Origin of the sequence: Corynebacterium sp. HMSC070E08 (assembly GCF_001808895.1) — a bacterium.
Classification (GTDB): Bacteria; Actinomycetota; Actinomycetes; order Mycobacteriales; family Mycobacteriaceae; genus Corynebacterium; species Corynebacterium hiratae.
Genome location: NZ_KV794753.1, coordinates 17,085 through 33,187, shown reverse-complemented (window position 1 = coordinate 33,187; position 16,103 = coordinate 17,085). Strand labels below are relative to the sequence as shown.

General features: G+C 56.2%; 16 protein-coding genes and 2 tRNA genes. 13 read left to right on the top strand and 5 right to left on the bottom strand.

Annotated elements, in window-relative coordinates; all coding sequences use genetic code 11:
- Positions 1 to 44 precede the first annotated feature (44 nt).
- The 10 genes from HMPREF2526_RS05985 (at position 45) to HMPREF2526_RS13195 (ending at position 8,945) form a co-directional block, all read left to right on the top strand.
- The gene (locus HMPREF2526_RS05985; RefSeq protein WP_070546385.1) at positions 45 to 1,505 is read left to right on the top strand and encodes a peptidoglycan DD-metalloendopeptidase family protein; all 1,461 of its coding nucleotides are present in this window, start codon (positions 45 to 47) and stop codon (positions 1,503 to 1,505) included.
- Positions 1,506 to 1,907 (top strand): hypothetical protein, encoded by a 402-nt coding sequence (locus tag HMPREF2526_RS05980; protein WP_070546383.1) that lies wholly within the window; start codon positions 1,506 to 1,508, stop codon positions 1,905 to 1,907.
- A 64-nt stretch (positions 1,908 to 1,971) separates the two neighbouring features.
- Complete coding sequence (locus HMPREF2526_RS05975) at positions 1,972 to 2,604, top strand: hypothetical protein (RefSeq protein ID WP_246819866.1); 633 nt, start codon at positions 1,972 to 1,974, stop codon at positions 2,602 to 2,604.
- A 2-nt stretch (positions 2,605 to 2,606) separates the two neighbouring features.
- Positions 2,607 to 3,137 carry a hypothetical protein gene (locus HMPREF2526_RS05970; RefSeq protein ID WP_070546378.1) on the top strand — a complete coding sequence of 177 codons (531 nt, stop codon included), beginning with the start codon at positions 2,607 to 2,609 and terminating at the stop codon, positions 3,135 to 3,137.
- 66 nt (positions 3,138 to 3,203) lie between these two features.
- Positions 3,204 to 4,280, top strand: coding sequence for a phage tail protein (locus HMPREF2526_RS05965; protein ID WP_070546376.1), 1,077 nt, complete (start codon positions 3,204 to 3,206; stop codon positions 4,278 to 4,280).
- A gap of 14 nt (positions 4,281 to 4,294) precedes the next feature.
- On the top strand, positions 4,295 to 5,758 hold the full coding sequence (locus tag HMPREF2526_RS05960) for a coiled-coil domain-containing protein (RefSeq protein ID WP_246819865.1): 1,464 nt from the start codon (positions 4,295 to 4,297) through the stop codon (positions 5,756 to 5,758).
- A 56-nt stretch (positions 5,759 to 5,814) separates the two neighbouring features.
- Positions 5,815 to 7,128, top strand: a complete 1,314-nt coding sequence (locus tag HMPREF2526_RS13600; RefSeq protein WP_070546373.1) for a collagen-like triple helix repeat-containing protein — start codon at positions 5,815 to 5,817, stop codon at positions 7,126 to 7,128.
- A 2-nt stretch (positions 7,129 to 7,130) separates the two neighbouring features.
- The gene (locus HMPREF2526_RS12880) at positions 7,131 to 7,994 is read left to right on the top strand and encodes a collagen-like protein (RefSeq protein WP_083295530.1); all 864 of its coding nucleotides are present in this window, start codon (positions 7,131 to 7,133) and stop codon (positions 7,992 to 7,994) included.
- Positions 7,995 to 8,378: 384 nt separating this feature from the next.
- Positions 8,379 to 8,645, top strand: a complete 267-nt coding sequence (locus HMPREF2526_RS05940; RefSeq protein WP_070546366.1) for a hypothetical protein — start codon at positions 8,379 to 8,381, stop codon at positions 8,643 to 8,645.
- Positions 8,646 to 8,666: 21 nt separating this feature from the next.
- Positions 8,667 to 8,945 (top strand): hypothetical protein, encoded by a 279-nt coding sequence (locus HMPREF2526_RS13195; RefSeq protein ID WP_148139542.1) that lies wholly within the window; start codon positions 8,667 to 8,669, stop codon positions 8,943 to 8,945.
- An 82-nt stretch (positions 8,946 to 9,027) separates the two neighbouring features.
- On the opposite strand, the gene HMPREF2526_RS05935 is transcribed toward HMPREF2526_RS13195, so the two are convergent.
- Positions 9,028 to 9,102 (bottom strand) — tRNA-Gly (locus HMPREF2526_RS05935).
- Positions 9,103 to 9,304: 202 nt separating this feature from the next.
- On the opposite strand from HMPREF2526_RS05935, the gene HMPREF2526_RS05930 reads away from it, so the two are divergent.
- The 3 genes from HMPREF2526_RS05930 to tig all read left to right on the top strand — a co-directional run bounded on the left by HMPREF2526_RS05930 (position 9,305) and on the right by tig (position 11,763).
- A complete protein-coding gene (locus HMPREF2526_RS05930) occupies positions 9,305 to 10,123 on the top strand; it encodes a hypothetical protein (protein WP_070546363.1) in 819 nt (272 codons plus the stop codon).
- 137 nt (positions 10,124 to 10,260) lie between these two features.
- Positions 10,261 to 10,334: transfer RNA gene (locus HMPREF2526_RS05925), tRNA-Pro, on the top strand.
- 73 nt (positions 10,335 to 10,407) lie between these two features.
- Positions 10,408 to 11,763, top strand: a complete 1,356-nt coding sequence (gene tig / locus HMPREF2526_RS05920; protein WP_070546361.1) for a trigger factor — start codon at positions 10,408 to 10,410, stop codon at positions 11,761 to 11,763.
- A gap of 173 nt (positions 11,764 to 11,936) precedes the next feature.
- Here the strand turns inward: tig and HMPREF2526_RS05915 are convergent, their stop codons facing one another.
- Genes HMPREF2526_RS05915 through nrdE form a run of 4 tightly spaced genes read right to left on the bottom strand, consistent with a single transcriptional unit; the run spans position 11,937 to position 16,086 of the window.
- Positions 11,937 to 12,518 (bottom strand): NADPH-dependent FMN reductase, encoded by a 582-nt coding sequence (locus HMPREF2526_RS05915; protein ID WP_070546359.1) that lies wholly within the window; start codon positions 12,516 to 12,518, stop codon positions 11,937 to 11,939.
- 39 nt (positions 12,519 to 12,557) lie between these two features.
- Positions 12,558 to 12,830: a hypothetical protein gene (locus tag HMPREF2526_RS05910; protein WP_034655492.1), complete on the bottom strand. Its 273-nt coding sequence runs from the start codon at positions 12,828 to 12,830 to the stop codon at positions 12,558 to 12,560.
- A complete protein-coding gene (gene nrdF / locus HMPREF2526_RS05905) occupies positions 12,814 to 13,839 on the bottom strand; it encodes a class 1b ribonucleoside-diphosphate reductase subunit beta (protein ID WP_023020918.1) in 1,026 nt (341 codons plus the stop codon). Before nrdF ends, HMPREF2526_RS05910 begins: the two co-directional genes overlap by 17 nt.
- 51 nt (positions 13,840 to 13,890) lie before the next feature.
- Positions 13,891 to 16,086 (bottom strand): class 1b ribonucleoside-diphosphate reductase subunit alpha, encoded by a 2,196-nt coding sequence (gene nrdE / locus HMPREF2526_RS05900; RefSeq protein WP_070546357.1) that lies wholly within the window; start codon positions 16,084 to 16,086, stop codon positions 13,891 to 13,893.
- Positions 16,087 to 16,103 lie beyond the last annotated feature (17 nt).

The following is a 16,103-nucleotide window of genomic DNA, read 5'->3' as shown; positions in this document are numbered from 1 at the left end:
GCGCTAGCTAACGCATCCTCATGGTCGGCAACAAAGGAGGATGCATGGTCACACACCCCATGAAACAGGGCACCTACAGGGTGTCCAGCGGCTACGGCTCGCGCTGGGGAACCTTCCACGCTGGCCTAGACTTCGCAGCACCCATAGGCACCCCGATTTACGCGGCAGCGGATGGTGTAGTAGTCCAAGGCAAAGAGCGCTACAACGTAGCTGGCTTCGGTAGCTGGATTTGGCTCGACTGCCAGAACAGCGTAGGCAAGGACTTCATCTACGGTCACGTAAAGCACGACGGAATCCTAGTCAAAGCAGGTGACCGTGTACGTGCAGGCCAACAGATAGGCGTGGTGGGCAACGAAGGACAGTCCACCGGCCCTCACCTGCACTTTGAAGTGTGGGGGCATCCTGGTCGCCTGGGTGGTGCTCACCAAGACCCCGCGAAGTATTTGCAGGGCGCGGCACAGCCGGGAGGGGCAGTTAAACCAGTAGCACAGCCCACCCCCACACCGTCTAATGGCCATATTTTGGGTGTGGACGTGTCCTACTTCCAGAACGGCATGAGCCTGAAGCGCGCCGCCAGTGAGGGGCTTAGCTTCGCCATCATCCGAACATCGGATGGCACACACCGCGATTGGGCCTACCAATCCCACATGCTGGATGCGGAGAGCGCGGGCATGGTCACCGCCGCCTACCACTATTGCCGCAACCCGCGTGAGGGAACCAGCATCGCGCAGCAGGTAGCCACCTCTGTGTCCGTCATGGGTGATATGAAGCGCCCCATCTGGCTGGATTGTGAAACCCCCGCTGGTCTATCCGCGCAACACGTGCAGGAATTCAAGACGGAGTTTGAGCGCCACGGTGTGCGAGTCATCGGCATCTACAGCTATATCCCGTGGTGGGAGGGCAAGACCATTGGCGGGGAGCCAGCAACCGCGCCGTACGGCAAAGTCTGGCTCGCACACTACGGGACGAACCCGGACGGCACACCCGCACAGGTCTACGCAGCCCGGGGCGGCAACAACTCCCGCTACTGGGACTATCCCTTGGGCAACCAAAAGCCGGTGCTATTCCAATACGGCAGCAAAGCAGAAGTAGCCGGTTTCGCGGACGTAGACGTAAACGCATTCCGAGGAACCAAAGACCAGCTCAAAGACTTGTTCTACGGAACCAACACAGCAAAGAAAGAGGATTTAGCTTTGTCCGACATTGACAAGAAGCGCATCAAGTACTCCCTAGACCAATTCGTAGGCTACGGCACCAACAAGAACGGCGAGCCTACTTTCAACGGCTGGGATTTTGACCACCTGGTCAAGGTGGCGAATGACAAGCTTGCCAACGGCAAGGGACTCACCCTAGTAGAGATGGTGGCCCGCACCATGGACAAGCAAAACAGCCAAGAAGCAGCCATTCAGCACCTGTCTGAAAGCTTCGACGAACTCATTAAGGCAGTCACCGCCCTTAATGAATCTGTGGCCCAGCTTGCAGGCGGAAACCCGGAGGTAAAGTAAATGAGCAACATCAATAAGGCTGATTGGCCTCTCCGAAAGATTCTGTACGTCCTGTTTGGTGCGGCACTGTTTGTGGCTATCACAGCAGGGTGGGTAACTGACACCCAGATTGAGACCGCCCTGTCTACCACTGAGCGAGTCACCGCCTACCTAGCGTCTGCTGGTCTTATTTTCGCAGCCACCAAGACCCACCGGGGCAGTGACGATAAGAGCACTGAGGCGGATGTACTCAACGCCGCCGTCAACGCGGCAGGACAGCCACAAGACACCACCAGCGAAGTGCTACTAGCCCAACTGCAACGCCAGGTAGCCAACCTCACCCACCTAGTAGAGCACCCCGCACCGGAACCTGAGGATGAGGTAGACCAAGACGCGCCGGGCATTTACCCCACAGGGGCTTAAGATGCAGTGGCCCCAAAACCGTGACAGCTGGCTAGCGCAAAGACAGGGAGACTGGTCGCCCGGTATGCCGTCCCTCATCTCATTCATTATCTTTGCGCTTTTCACGGTGCAGGGCGCGAACCGTGGCGTGGACTACATCACCGGGGACAGGCCGGATGTTACCCAGTCGCTAACCTTGGTGGAGCAGGCCATGCCACTGCAATGGTGGGGCGCACTTTTCCTCATGGCCTCCCTAGTAGTGACAGTAGGTATGTTGTTCCGTCGCCATAACATCATCATCGCTGGGTGCCTGTACTTCGTGGTGCTGTACTCCGGCATCACGTGGGGACTCACGATGAAGATGCTAACTAGGATGACCCCACTGTCTGAATTTTGGGCGGCACTGGTTGACCCTGATATTCATGCCCCTACACCGTTCATGTGGGCGGTCATCATCCTCATGTGCATTGGGTGTGCAGCGCTAACCATCGTGGTGAAGAAACACCGCCTCATCGTAGGCATCGCATCAACCATCATTATCCTACTGACCTGCATGTTCGCCACCTACGGACACCTAGCCACCTTCATCTACCACTCCGCACAAACATTCCCACTCGACGGATGGCGCACCCCCTCATCCTTCGCCCTCACCACAACCATCTGGGCACTATTCGCCTGGGGCACGAAAGTGATGCAGAAAGCTAGAAGAGGTCAATAACATTGATTCCACCAGAGCTGCTAGACCGCTTGCCTAATGATGGGGCATGGGGCATTTTCGTGACCGTGGTGCTGGCTATCTGGATTGGTGTCAAGACACTTGCGAAGGCTGATACCGACAAGATGGAGCAGTCCTTCGGATGGTTCGGACACAAAGCATCACAGATTGTGCGCTGGTTTCGGGACAAAGAGCGCCGCCAGATTGAGCATGAGCAACGCCTAGAAGACGCAAGGGTGCGGGTCTTTGAGGAAAAGATTCAGTCACTGGAGAACATGATCACCTATGACCGGAAATGGTATGAGGAACAACTTCATGTTGAGCGCGACCGTAACGAGGCGGAAACACAGCGCCTAGAACAACGAATCGAGGATGTGGTGGAAGAGCGCCGCGTGGTGGAGAAGTGGATGGAGTACGCAATGCAGTGGGCTAGCGAGGTGTATTCGCTAGCGGTGCAGCATTCATGGAATCCGCAGATTACCCCGCTCATGTCTTTTTCTGTGTGGCGCAAGACCACGCAAAGTGACGTGGATTAGACAACGCGGCGGTGGGGCAACGATGGGGACAGCTTTAGATGTTTCCCCTGTTAGGAGTCCCCACCCATGGCTGATAGCGTCCCAACTTACCGCGACCTTGAGACAAAGCTTATCCTCAAGTGGACGGACGTCGAAGATGTGCTAGCCACTCAGCGTGCCCTGATTGAGGTAACCCCAGAGGCCGCGTTCCTGGAGCTGCCGCGTGGTCGCCGTGGCGAGAAGGGCGAAAAGGGTGACGCTGGTGCACAGATGTGGATTCGTGACCTCATTACGAATCGTAACCAGCTGCCGCAGAATCTACGTGAGGTAGACCAAGGCGCGTGCTACGTGGATACGAATTCGCGGTCTGCGTGGGTATGGAACGGCCAAGACTACATCGAGATTCCCAACTTTGTTGGTGTGCGCGGTGAACCGGGCGTAACACCAAAGGTGCAGATTGGCTCTGTGAAGCCTGGCGGGGATGCGTCTGTGTCTGTGAATCAGGCGGCATCGACGAAGGACACGTTTGTTCTGGACTTTGTGCTGCCGCAGGGGCCGGTGGGGCCGCAGGGCAAGAAGGGTGACGAGGGTGCCGCGTCCAATGTGTCTTCTAGCCCGGATGTGGATGTGTCGCGCCCCCCGGTTCCTGGTGAAGCATTGACGTGGAACGGGTCTAAGTGGGCACCGCGTAACGTGCTGGCACCTATCGGCCCGTGGGTGCTGGGTGAGGGTGATTTCACCAGTGTGAGCCAAGGCCTTATCGGGTCTGGTGACGTGTCTGAAAAGATGATCGCCTCTTACACGGTGCCTGGTTTGCCGTATGACTGGCACCCTGTGGTGTTGGGTGGCCAGCTGCGTGTGGAAACGCCTATTGGTGTGCAGTACGACGCGGAAGTACGTGTGGGCAATGCACAGCGTGGTGACATTATCGGGCGGGGTATCGGTAAGCCGTATCAGCGTCGTGAAGACCATACACAGATTTATCCGGCTACAGCATCCAGGATGACACCAGGTAGTGCGGTGGGTGTCGTGAAAGCGAATACTGCCACGACCATCTACGTCGTGCTGAAGAAGACGCGGGGCACGATTGGTGGCTGGGACTTTTGGCGCGAAAACAGCTCTCTGTCTTTCATGGCTATGCCCGTAAACCAGTCCTACGCCTAAGGGGGTGATGGCGCATGGCTGAGATGGATCCTGGTAAAGACCCGTGGCTGGAGGATGAGGCGGAGCGACGCACCCTGGATTATGGTGGCACGCCTCCGAATCCTCAGAACTCGCGTACCCGTGCTGACACGTACGGTATTCGTCCTGACATTTTTGATTCGTTGAATCAGGCGATGACGAAGAAGTCAACGGTTGATGACCTGATTAAGCAGGCGCGTAAGCACCAGCAGGATGCTTTGCGGTATTTGGCGGATGCGCAGGCTGCGCGTGAGCAGGCTGATAAGGCGTTGGCTGAGTCTGATAAGGCTTTGTTGAAGGCGGGGGAGGCTCAGCAGCAGGCTAGGCAGGCTGTGGATTCGTCTAACAGTGCGTTGGAGGATGCGGCTAGTGCGCGTGCGGATGCGAAGCAGTCTCTTCAGAATGCGAAGGATTCGCTACAGAATTCGCAGGACGCTTTGCGTGATGCGCAGGATGCTAGGGCGCGTGTCACTGTGGCGGCTGCGGATGCGGCTTCGGCACGTACGGATGCGGACAAGGCGCTAAAGGATTCCGGTAAGGCGTTGGAGCAGGCGGGGAAGGCTGTGGCTGATTCTAAGGCCGCTGTGTCCACGTCGGGGGATGCTTTATCTAAGGCTGAGTCTGCGGATTTGGAGTCTGTGGAGGGCCGTAAGACGGCGATTGAGGCGCTGACTAAAGCGGTGAGTGCGACGAATGTGGCTGTGTCTGCGAACACTACAGCGATTGAGGCGAATTCGTCTGCTATTGCGTCTACGAATAAGGCTGTGGCGGCGTTGACTCAGGCTTCGGCAGCTAATTCGCGTGCGATTGATGCTTTGTCTGAGGCTTCGGCAGCTAACTCGCGTTCGATCGCGGCGACGAATACAGCGGTGGCGGCGAATAGTAAAGCGGTTGAGTCAGCGCTGCTTTCGTCTAAGGCGAATAGCACGGCGATTCAATCAACGAATAAAGCTGTTAGCGCTGTTGTGACAGCGTCTGAGGCGAATAGTACTGCTATTTCTGCTACTAACCGTGCTGTGGTGGCGGTTAAGAACGCTACTTTGGCGAATAGTCAGGCCATTGCGTCTGTGACTGCCGCATCGGCTGCGAATACGTCAGCTATTGAGGCTCAACAGCTTGCCATTGATATTGTGCCCCGATTCCTGTTCTTGCATGGCAATGACACTATTTGGTCTAGTAAGGCCACTAGCGTGGATTTGGGTAGGAATTTTGGCACTTTGTCGTGGAGTAGTAGCGGTGTGGTGTCACGTGGTGTGGTTGAGTTTACGGCTAGGGGCAATTGGTCTGGCTACGTGTGGTTGATGGCCGTTTCGGATAATGGTGCTGTGGATACTGTGGTGTCCAACATTGACTCACGGACACGGAGTTTCTATTCGGGTAATGGTGGCCTGTTTGGCAGCTATAAGTACGCTACGGCACTGATTTTCCCCACTTCGTCGATTACTCCGAAGACTAACTAGACAACGCGGTGAGCGCCGTACAACTACAGGCAGTCAAATGCTTGTAGGAGACTTGGATGCAATACACCCGTGTACGTCGCGCTGTCAGCGCCGTCGTTATTGACAGTTGGGATGAAGACCGCGACCCAGAACACATTAAGGTTAACGGGCGCGTCACCTTCACCCCACTGCTGAAGGACGGCGATGTTGTGCAGTGGGCTGGCCCGAAAGGCCCAGAATCCCTAGTACTTGCTCCTATCGAGTGCCGAATCAGTGACGGTATCATCATGCACCGTGGCGGCGAAGGTATTTACCTTGCTGCTGGCGGTGAGGGCTGCGAACCGAACCTTATTCAGTGGAAGGCCACGTTTAGCAATATGCAGGCCGGTGGGTGGGCTTTCAAGCTGAAGCCGGTGATGTTTGATGCGGTACCGGATGGGGAAGTAGACCTCACGATGGTTGCCCCTGTAGCTGGCGCGTCAGAGCCTATTGTGCGCGGTCCAGCCGGTACCGGTATTGATAAAATCCGTGTAGAAAAAGGCGCTTTGGTCATCACCGCCCGTAGTGAGGCAGGCACTTTCGAGATGGCCCGCATCCCCCTAGAGGATGTGGTGAAGGCAGAAGCCAAGACCGCAGCAGAACTCGCATCCAAAACGGCTGTGGAGTCTGTGCGCAGTGAATTCGATACGGCTATCACCACAGCGAAAGATGAAGCGGCAAAGGCTACTGAGGCTGCGGAGAATATCACCACACATGAGGAAAACGCCGCCACATCGGCAACCAACGCGGGAACCTCAGAAACTAACGCGGCTAACAGCGCTACTAAGGCAGCAGTATTCGCTGAAGCAGCAAAATCGTCAGAGGGTAAAGCCTCCGCATCGGCAAAGGCCGCACAAACCAGCGCAGACCGCGCAAGCAAAATAGCTGACTCCACCAGCTGGAATGGTGACAAGCTCACCGTCAACGGTAAAACATCACCCTCGCTCACTGGCCCGGCAGGCCCACCCGGAAAAGATGGCCTACCAGGCGCGCCGGGCAAAGACGGTGTTGATGGCACCCCTGGCGCACCCGGTACTCCTGGCAAGCAAGGCCCGCCAGGCGATACAGGCCCAGCTGGCCCACCAGGTGAACCCGGCAAGCAAGGCGACCCCGGTAAGCCCGGTGCGGATGGTCAACCAGGCCCGCCTGGCCCGGCAGGCATCGTCGTGTCTACCGAAGAGCCAGAGGATAAGAACCTAGTGTGGCTCGACCCGTCAGGCACGGTAGGGCGCGTCATCTCCAACGCCATCTACGTGAACACGGACGCGGAGGCCATGACACTATCCGGCAAAGTTCCGAAGGACACCCGCGTGATTGTGGAAACCAACGGCAATATCTACAGGGAGGAATAGCTATGCGTCTTTTCATTCCAGACGGTAATGGTGGCAGGCAGGAAATCGAAGCGCTGCGTGGTCTTCCTGGCCCGCAAGGCGAAGCTGGCCCTGCTGGCCCGGCAGGCCCGCGTGGAGCAGACGGCGCGACCGGTAAAGAAGGGCCACAAGGCCCACCCGGCCCTCCGGGTGAGCGGGGTGAGCAAGGCCCACCTGGCCCGGCAGGGCAAGGCGGTACTACCTCATGGTCTGGCATCACTGATAAGCCACGCGTGTTCCCACCGGAGTCCCATAAGCATTCCATTGCAGACCTAACCAACTTGCCGCGTATTACCACTGGCGCGTACGCCGATGACTTGGTGCAGCGCAGCGCAGGTGGACACATTACCGTTCCGACTGGCACGCCGTCTGAGCGGTACTACGCACCGTCAAAGGAATATGTGGATAATGCGGTAACGAACGCAAACATGGGACTATCTGCGCTTATCAGTATCGAGTTTCAAACCGGACACAAAGGGCGCTATGACGGGTCAGATGGGGAGTGGTGCTTGCCAATCCAATCGTCCACAATCCGCAGCAAATCGCATGTGAGCGTGTACCAAGCAGACGTGGACTATATCCGCTTCACTAGGCCATACGCCAACAAAAGTACATACCTGACAGTCCTGCGCACACACCCGCATGACCTGATTGACGTGTACCAGCTAGCTATGGCCCGGACTAACAACAAGAGCCGCAGTAATTATAGTCCTGACTTATTGAAGTTCAACATGGCACCAGTGCTGTCGTCAACCACGAATGACAGTGTGGCCTTTCACGTCACCAGACCAAGCGGTCGTTCACTCTCGGACAAGGTGATTCTGACACTTGGACTACTGGAATTCTAAGGAGACTAGCGATGCTGAAGAAGGTTCGTGGCCCGTTTGGGTTTCAAAAGTTGGTCACTGACCCGGATTATCCGAGTATGTGCCGGTTTAGTGACCCGGCAGCAAGTAACCCACGCCAGCTAGTGTTTGCCCCGGGGCGGTACTTCCTGCTTATCAGTAACACGATGGAGAACATGAGTGTGCAGGTCAAGGATGGTAGTAGCCCGTGGGTTGAGTACCCGGTTACGGGGTCTGCGTCGTGGCATTGCATCACGATTAAGGAGAACGGATTGGTCATGGTCAAGAAATCGAAATCGGATAGGGGAGACGCCCACATGGTGATAATCAATCCCCCCCCCCTCGGTCTAGGAAACTTTGCCGCCGCATTCGTGAGGTGGTGGCGACATGGCGCTAAAGCTGATTCACGAGGGCATGACCAGATACAACTTCAAGGGAGGCTCTGCGACAAGGGTAGGGCATACGGTGTTCCTGCGCTTTCGCGGAACATTGGAGCGGCGGATCGAACTTCCGGAGGAGTACTGGCCCCCAATCGATTACGCTTTTCAGATTACCGGCGGGATGATGGACGTCGGGTACAACGGGGTAATCAATATCAAGCAAATTCCCGCCGACTTCAAGGTATGGCACACCGTGAATTATCCGCTGTACTAACCCCTGTGGGGGTGGGCGCTAATGGCTCTTAAGCGTATCTACCCCGAGGTGCTGACGGCTTCCGGTGATGGTTGGGCGGCGCGGAAAACCGGGAACCTGGTTGAACTTCGTCTGGAAGGGCTGGAATCTCAACAGGTCATGCCAGCCGAATTTGCCCCCACGAAAATGACTTATGTTCCGGTGTCTGCCCAATCAACAACGAATTCTTATACCCCGCGTGTGGCGCTTAATCCGTCTGGCTACATCACGCCGCAGGGCTATGCGGGTAAAGCGTGGGCGGTGATTGTTTACACGAACTAGGCCACCCTCACGGGTGGTTCACATACTGGTTCACAAACGGTGCGTGAACAGGCTAGAATTGTGTGTTGTCCCAGCTTACAAGTGGAGGGAATGACGGGAATCGAACCCGCGTCTTCAGCTTGGAAGGCTGAGGTATTAGCCACTATACGACATTCCCACAACCGGTAATCTTCAACTTTCAAGGCCTTGACTTTGAAAGTCTCAACGTTGAAAGCCGTTGAATCGGCGTGCGAACTACTTTAGCGCACGTGGGCGCTGAAACGAAAATGGGAACTAGAAAGGGGTAAAAGGCGTTACTTTGGGTAGGTACATAATTACGACAACACACAATTCGACACTGAGATGAAAGTGGTGCTTTCGTGAGCTCGTTATTGCTCCTTATCCTCGTCGTTGGCGGCGGCGCTTGGTTTCTGTCCTCGCGAAACGGGAAGAAGCAGCAAGAGCTGCGAGAATCCCAACGTTTTGATGATGCGATGGCGGATGCCCGCCGGTGGACCGAGCGTCTCGGTGGTCAGGTGATGAACTTGAGCGGTACGGATACTGCCTCCCAGCAGGCCATGGCGGATGCGTCCGAGCGATTCACCGCAGCAAACTCCGCGATTTCCCAGGCCACCACGGTCAAGCAGGCGCACCTAGCGCGCGAATCTGCATTGGAGGGTCTCTACTATGTTGCGGCGGCCCGTGAAATTATGGGTATGGACCCGGGTCCAGAGCTGCCGCCGTTGGAAGGCCAGCGCCAGGCCGGCAAGGTGACGGAGACCCGCACGGTGGAGGCCAACGGGGAGACCCTGACGGCGTCGCCAAGCGCATCCGCAGAAACCCCCAACTACTACCCGGGTGGTGTCGTAGCAGGACGCCCGGTCCCGGCCGGTTGGTACTCACGCCCGTGGTGGGCTGACGCGTTGACCACCGGCGTGTGGATGGTGGGCTACTCCATGATGTTCAACGCGATGTTCGCGGGCATGTCCGGCGTTGGTTACTCCGCCGCAGCCGCAGAAAGCGGTGACTGGGGCGGAGACATGGGCGGCGCCGACGGCATGGACCCCGGTGCCATGGATGGTGCCGGAGACATGGGTGCCGGTGACGCCGGGGGAGGCGAGGAAGGCGGCTTCTTCGATGGCCTCTTTGGCGGCGACGGGGGTGATGGCGGAATGTTTGATTTCGACTTCGACTTCTAGCGCTAAAGCTGCCCCTGACGTGGGGAAACAAAGTTTAATTGGGGCCGGTGTTGGGATAGTCAAGCAGCTATCGGTACACTAGCCCCAGTATGAAGCGCAGCTGCGTGCGGAACTTCCGGGCGCAGAGGCTTTCCATACGGGGCGTGGCGCAGCTTGGTAGCGCACCTGCTTTGGGAGCAGGGGGTCGCAGGTTCAAATCCTGTCGCCCCGACGTATGGGGGCCTGGACGTACATCCAGGCCCCTTAATTACATCTTTAAACGATCACAATCAGGAGAGTTTCTCGTGAAGACCACCGTAGACAAGCTGAGCGATACCCGCGTCAAGCTCACCGTCAACGTTCCGTTCGCTGAGCTGGACAAGGAAATCGATCAGGCCTACGCGGCGATCGCGCAGCAGGTTTCCATCCCGGGTTTCCGTAAGGGCAAGGCACCACGCCAGCTTATCGACGCCCGCTTTGGTCGTGGCCCCATCCTCGAGCAGGTCGTCAACGACATGCTGCCGTCCCGCTACGAGCAGGCTGTTACCGAAAACGATCTCAAGGTCATTGGTCAGCCGGAGATCGACATTGCCAAGCTGGAGGACAACGACTTCGTCGAGTTCACCGCTGAGGTAGATATCCGCCCCGAGTTCGAGGTGCCGGACTTCTCCAAGATTTCCGTCAAGGTGCCGGCGCTCGAGATTGGCGATGAAGACGTCGACAAGGCCCTCGAGGACCTGGCTTCCCGCTTCGGTGAGCTCAAGGACACCAAGCGCAAGATGAAGACCGGTGACTTCGCTGTCATCGACATCACTACCGAGGTTGATGGCACCAAGCTGGAGGAGGCTTCCCACGAGGGGATGACCTACCGCATCGGTGACGACAACCTGATTAAGGGCCTCGACACCGCACTGCGCGGCATGAAGACCGACGAAGACAACGAGTTCACCACCACCATCCAGTCCGGTGAGCACGAGGGCGAAGAGGCCACCGTGAAGGTCCACGTCCAGCAGACCAAGGAGCGCAAGCTGCCGGATCTCGACGACGAGTTCGCACAGATGGCCTCCGAGTTTGACACCATCGACGAGCTGCGCGAGGACACCAAGACCCGCGTCGAGGAGACCAAGAAGTCTGAGCAGGCTGCCGCTATCCGCGATGAGGTCCTGAAGGCCGCTCTGGCAGAGGTTTCCTTCGAGCTGCCGTCCTCCATCGTTGATGAGCAGGTTCACGCTCAGCTGCATCAGATCCTGGGTCAGATGGCTCACGACGAGAAGGCGCTGGCCCAGCTGCTTGAGGCACAGGGAACGACCCGCGAGGAGTTCGACGCTGATGCTCGCAAGTCCGCTGAGGAATCTGTCCGCACCCAGCTCTTCCTGGACGCACTGGCTGAGGTTGAGGAGCCGGAGGTGTCTCAGCAGGAGCTGACCGACCACATCCTGTTCACCGCTCAGTCCTACGGCATGGACCCGAACCAGTTCATCCAGCAGCTGCAGTCCAGCAACCAGCTGGGTAACCTGTTCTCCGACGTTCGCCGCGGCAAGGCTCTGGCTACGGCTATCTGCCGCGCCGAGGTCACCGACGAGGCCGGCAACAAGGTTGATGTTGACCAGTACTTCGGTGAGATCGACGAGGACGAGGCTGAGGCTTCCGAGGAGAAGTAATCTCCCGCTTGTAATGTGCCGCTGCCACATGTGTGGTGGCGTGCGCGCGTGAAACCCCGGATTTAGGTAACTCAAGGATGAGCCTGAATCCGGGGTTTGTGTCATTGTGAACGCCCTCTAGGAGTCTTTGAGTACTTCGTAGAGGGCGTGATGGGTGTTGGCTGGGGATACCGCTAGCCGTTCTTGGCTCTAAAGGCCTTGTCGGTTAGCTGCAGGAATCGCATAACGTAATCCTTGACAAAGTCTGCGGTGCGTTCATTGAGATGTCCGGACTCTTCGAAAAGCGTGGGGGATTGACCCAGAAATACTTCGGGCTGACCAGGAAGCGGCATATCGAAGTAGGACAGGGCGAGGCGAAGGTTCTTCTGTGAACTGTAGCCGCCCATGCGGCCTACAGAGTGGCTAATGATACCTGCGGGAAGGTTCTTCCACGCCACATCTGAGTTGGGTTTAGAGCCGATGTCCACTGCGTTTTTGAGGCAGGCGGGGATAGTGCGGTTGTTCTCTGGCGTAATGAAGAGGATCCCGCTCGAGTTCTTGATGGACTCGCGAAAGGTGGTGTACTCAGCCGGAGTGGGCTTGTCCGTGACGTCGGGGTCATCATAGTCGAAGTCATAGAGCGGCAAGTCACGGATTTCCACGATGTTTGCCTCGTAGTCTTCAGGGATCATCGTGAGCACCTCGTGTGCAATCTTGCGTGTAAATGACCCTCGTCGCAGGCTGCCGACGATAACGCTGATACGTGGGGTGGTCATGGTAAACCTTCTTTCTTAGTTGGGTGTAGGGAGACGTGGTCAAGGGAGAAAAGGCTTGCAGCCAAAGGCCGGTGGTGGGCCGGCAGCGTGGGCGGCGGTGAGGAAGCCATCTACTTTGTCTCCTTCTTCATGGCGGAAGTACAGTTCGATGAGCCCTAGAAGACCCCCGAGGACGGCCTCTCGTGCGGCGGATGTATTCAACAGCCGCATGGCTGCGGGTTGGTTTCCTTCGCGGATGGCTTCAAACAGCGCGATGGTCTCAAGCCAGCTTCCTTGGTCCGGTCGCGGAAAAGGTTTAGAAATCCCAGTCATCATCACTCGTTTCTTCAGCAGTACCAATGACATAGGAGGAACCAGATCCGGAGAAGAAGTCATGGTTCTCATCTGCTCCGGGGGCTAGGGCCGCGAGGATTTCTGGGTTCACTTCCGTTTCTTCGGGCGGGAAATAGTCCGGGTAGCCCAAATTCATGAGTGCCTTATTGGCGTTATAGCGAACGAACACGGCTACATCATCCATGAGTCCCAAAGGCTCATATAGCTCGCCGGAATAGTCCAGCTCTAGTGCATAAAGCTCTTCGAGCAAAGAAATGGTGAAATCATGCATTTCCTTCTGCCGTAGCGGGGTCGTGGATTCCAAACCGCGCTGATACTTGTAGCCCGAGTAGTAGCCGTGCACTGCCTTGTCACGCAGAATGAGGCGAATCATGTCTGCCGTATTTGTCAGGGTGGCGTGGACAGAAAAGTGCAAGGGAAGATAGAAACCCGCGTAGAGAAGCAATGAGGAAAGCAGCGTCGATGACACCTTGCGTTTGAGTGGATCCGGCCCAAAATAGTGCGCGAGCACTTTCTTGGCGCGTGCCTGGAGAAGGTCGTTATTCACCGCCCAGCGGTATGCTTCATCAATTTCCTTTGTACTGCTCAGGGTAGAAAACACTGAAGAGTATGAACGGGCATGGACTGACTGCATGAAGGCGATGTTGGTATACACGGCCTCCTCGTGTTCGGTGCGGGCATCTTGAATCTGACAGATTTCTCCCACAGTGGCCTGGACAGTATCCAGGGTGGTGAGTCCCGTGAACACCCGCATGGTGAGGTTGCGTTCCTCGGGTGTCATCTTCTGCCACGCCGGGAGATCATTAGAAAGCGGGACCTTCTCTGGCAACCAAAAATTGGCGGTGAGACGGTTCCACACTTCAAGATCCTTGTCATCGCTCACCCGGTTCCAATTGATGGCGCGGATGCGGGCTGAAGGATCATGCCGGTAGCTCGGCGGAGTAACTGAAATGCTGGTTAGTTCAGCACTGTTTGATGTTGAAGACATAGCTTCCTTCTTTCTGAGTGAATGGTTGTAGACAAGGGGAGGGCCGTGCTCCTACAAAGCACAGGAGACGCAGCCTTCGACCTCGGTTCCTTGGAGCGCGGATTGGCGTAAACGGATGTAGTAGAGGGTCTTGATTCCGGCTTTCCAGGCATAGATTTGTGCCTTGTTGATGTCCCGCGTGGTGGTATCAGCGGTAAAGAACAAGGTCAGGGAAAGTCCTTGGTCCACGTGTTGGGTGGCCATGGCGTAGGTGTCGATGATTTTTTTGTATCCCACGGCGTAGGAGTCATCGAAATACTCCAGGTTGTCGTTGGTCATTTCCGGCGCGGGGTAGTACACGCGCCCCAAGCGGCCTTCCTTGCGTATTTCAATTTTGGAGGCAATCGGGTGGATGGACGCGGTGGAGTCATTGATGTAGGAAATTGATCCAGTGGGTGGAACTGCCTGCAAGTAGGCGTTGTAGATGCCGTCTTGCATCACTTGTTTCTTGAGCCGTAGCCAATCCTCGCGTTGAGGAATCTGCACGCCTGCTTCATGGAAGAGCTGTTTTACGTGTTCAGTGGCTGGCACCCAGTCTTTGTCGATGTATTTGTCAAAGTAGGCGCCAGTGGCATAGGTGGATTCTTCGAAGCCTGTGAATCGTTGACCTTTTTCAACCGCGAGTGCATGGGATGCGCGGAGCGCATGGTAGGTCACCGTGAGGAAATAGATATTTGTAAAGTCCAGTGCCTCGGCGCAGCCATAAGGAATACGCTTGGAAGCCAGGAAACCGTGGAGATTCATTTGGCCCAGACCAATGGCATGCATGGAGGCATTTCCGTGAGCGATGGAAGGAACAGCTTCGATATTCGTCAGGTCTGAAACCTTCGTGAGGGCACGTACTGCGGTTTCGACGGTCTCCCCAAAGTCCGGTGATTCAAAAGCCTTCGCAATGTTGAGCGAACCTAGATTGCAGGAAATATCCTGGCCGACGGTGGTGTAGTCACCCGAAGCTCCGTAGGTGGATGGCGTGTTGACCTGGAGGATTTCACTACACAGGTTGGACATATTGATATGTCCTTTGAGGGGATTAGCGCGGTTGACCGTATCCTCAAAGAGTATGTAGGGGTATCCGGATTCAAACTGAAGCTCAGCCAGCGTGGTGAAAAACTCGCGGGCCTTAATGGTCGTGTGAGAAATTCGCGGATTGGAAACCAGCTCGTCGTAATACTCGGTGATAGACATGTCAGACATGGCTACGCCGTACTCGCGAGCGATGTCATACGGGCTAAAAAGATGCATATCCTTGTTCTCTTTGGCCAGCTGGAAGGTTATATCTGGAATAACAACTCCCAGCGAAAGAGTCTTAATGCGGACTTTCTCATCGGCATTTTCCCGCTTGGTATCCAGGAAACGAAGAATATCTGGATGGTGCGCATGTAGGTAGACGGCTCCAGCGCCCTGTCGAGCGCCCAATTGGTTGGCATAGCTGAAGCTATCTTCCAGAATTTTCATGACTGGGACTACGCCGGAAGCTTGGTTCTCAATCTTTTTGATTGGGGCTCCGGATTCGCGCAGATTGCTCAGTAACAAGGCCACACCACCGCCGCGTTTTGAAAGCTGCAGTGCAGAGTTCACGCTGCGGCCAATGCTTTCCAAATTGTCTTCGATGCGAAGGAGGAAGCAGGAGACCATTTCGCCACGCTGGGCTTTTCCTGCGTTGAGAAAAGTAGGGGTGGCGGGCTGGAAGCGTCCGGTCATGATGTCATCCACCAGCTTCCCCGCAAGCTCTTCATCGCCCTGTGCAAGGTACAAAGCTGTGGTGGCGACGCGTTCTTCGTAGCCTTCCAGAAATCGCGAGCCATCAAAGGTTTTCAGTGCATATGAAGTAAAGAACTTAAATGCGCCGAGGAAGGTGCGGAACTGGTGTTTAGCTTGGTGTGCTCTGTCGTACATGGCGCACAGAAAGGCGTCATCATAAAGCTCAAGGAAATCCCGCTCGTAGTACTCGTTATCAACCAACCATTCCAAGCGTTGCTTGGTGGAATCGAACTGATGCATGCGGGGAGCGACATGGTGCGTGACATAGTCTTGTGCTGCCTGAATGTCCTTGTCAAACTGGATTTTTCCAAAAGCGTCGAACAAGTTCAGCTGCGCGTTGAGTGCGTGGTAGCTTTTGCGCTTGCCGACACCGCCGGCATTGTCTGCTGAAGCAGTGCGGGGCGTAGCGCCAATAGTCTGTGTGGGGGTGGCATCAAGAGGCCGCATTGTGTTGTCCAATCTGT

What these genes read in the sequence shown, in the direction of transcription:
- nrdF (WP_023020918.1), bottom strand. Translation starts at nt 13,839, where the DNA reads ATGTCTTCAACATCAAACAGTGCTGAACTAACCAGCATTTCAGTTACT.
- HMPREF2526_RS05910 (WP_034655492.1), bottom strand. Translation starts at nt 12,830, where the DNA reads ATGACTGGGATTTCTAAACCTTTTCCGCGACCGGACCAAGGAAGCTGG.
- HMPREF2526_RS05915 (WP_070546359.1), bottom strand. Translation starts at nt 12,518, where the DNA reads ATGACCACCCCACGTATCAGCGTTATCGTCGGCAGCCTGCGACGAGGG.
- HMPREF2526_RS05960 (WP_246819865.1), top strand. Translation starts at nt 4,295, where the DNA reads ATGGCTGAGATGGATCCTGGTAAAGACCCGTGGCTGGAGGATGAGGCG.
- HMPREF2526_RS05975 (WP_246819866.1), top strand. Translation starts at nt 1,972, where the DNA reads ATGCCGTCCCTCATCTCATTCATTATCTTTGCGCTTTTCACGGTGCAG.
- HMPREF2526_RS05980 (WP_070546383.1), top strand. Translation starts at nt 1,506, where the DNA reads ATGAGCAACATCAATAAGGCTGATTGGCCTCTCCGAAAGATTCTGTAC.
- HMPREF2526_RS13600 (WP_070546373.1), top strand. Translation starts at nt 5,815, where the DNA reads ATGCAATACACCCGTGTACGTCGCGCTGTCAGCGCCGTCGTTATTGAC.
- HMPREF2526_RS05985 (WP_070546385.1), top strand. Translation starts at nt 45, where the DNA reads ATGGTCACACACCCCATGAAACAGGGCACCTACAGGGTGTCCAGCGGC.
- nrdE (WP_070546357.1), bottom strand. Translation starts at nt 16,086, where the DNA reads ATGCGGCCTCTTGATGCCACCCCCACACAGACTATTGGCGCTACGCCC.
- HMPREF2526_RS13195 (WP_148139542.1), top strand. Translation starts at nt 8,667, where the DNA reads ATGGCTCTTAAGCGTATCTACCCCGAGGTGCTGACGGCTTCCGGTGAT.
- HMPREF2526_RS05940 (WP_070546366.1), top strand. Translation starts at nt 8,379, where the DNA reads ATGGCGCTAAAGCTGATTCACGAGGGCATGACCAGATACAACTTCAAG.
- HMPREF2526_RS12880 (WP_083295530.1), top strand. Translation starts at nt 7,131, where the DNA reads ATGCGTCTTTTCATTCCAGACGGTAATGGTGGCAGGCAGGAAATCGAA.
- HMPREF2526_RS05965 (WP_070546376.1), top strand. Translation starts at nt 3,204, where the DNA reads ATGGCTGATAGCGTCCCAACTTACCGCGACCTTGAGACAAAGCTTATC.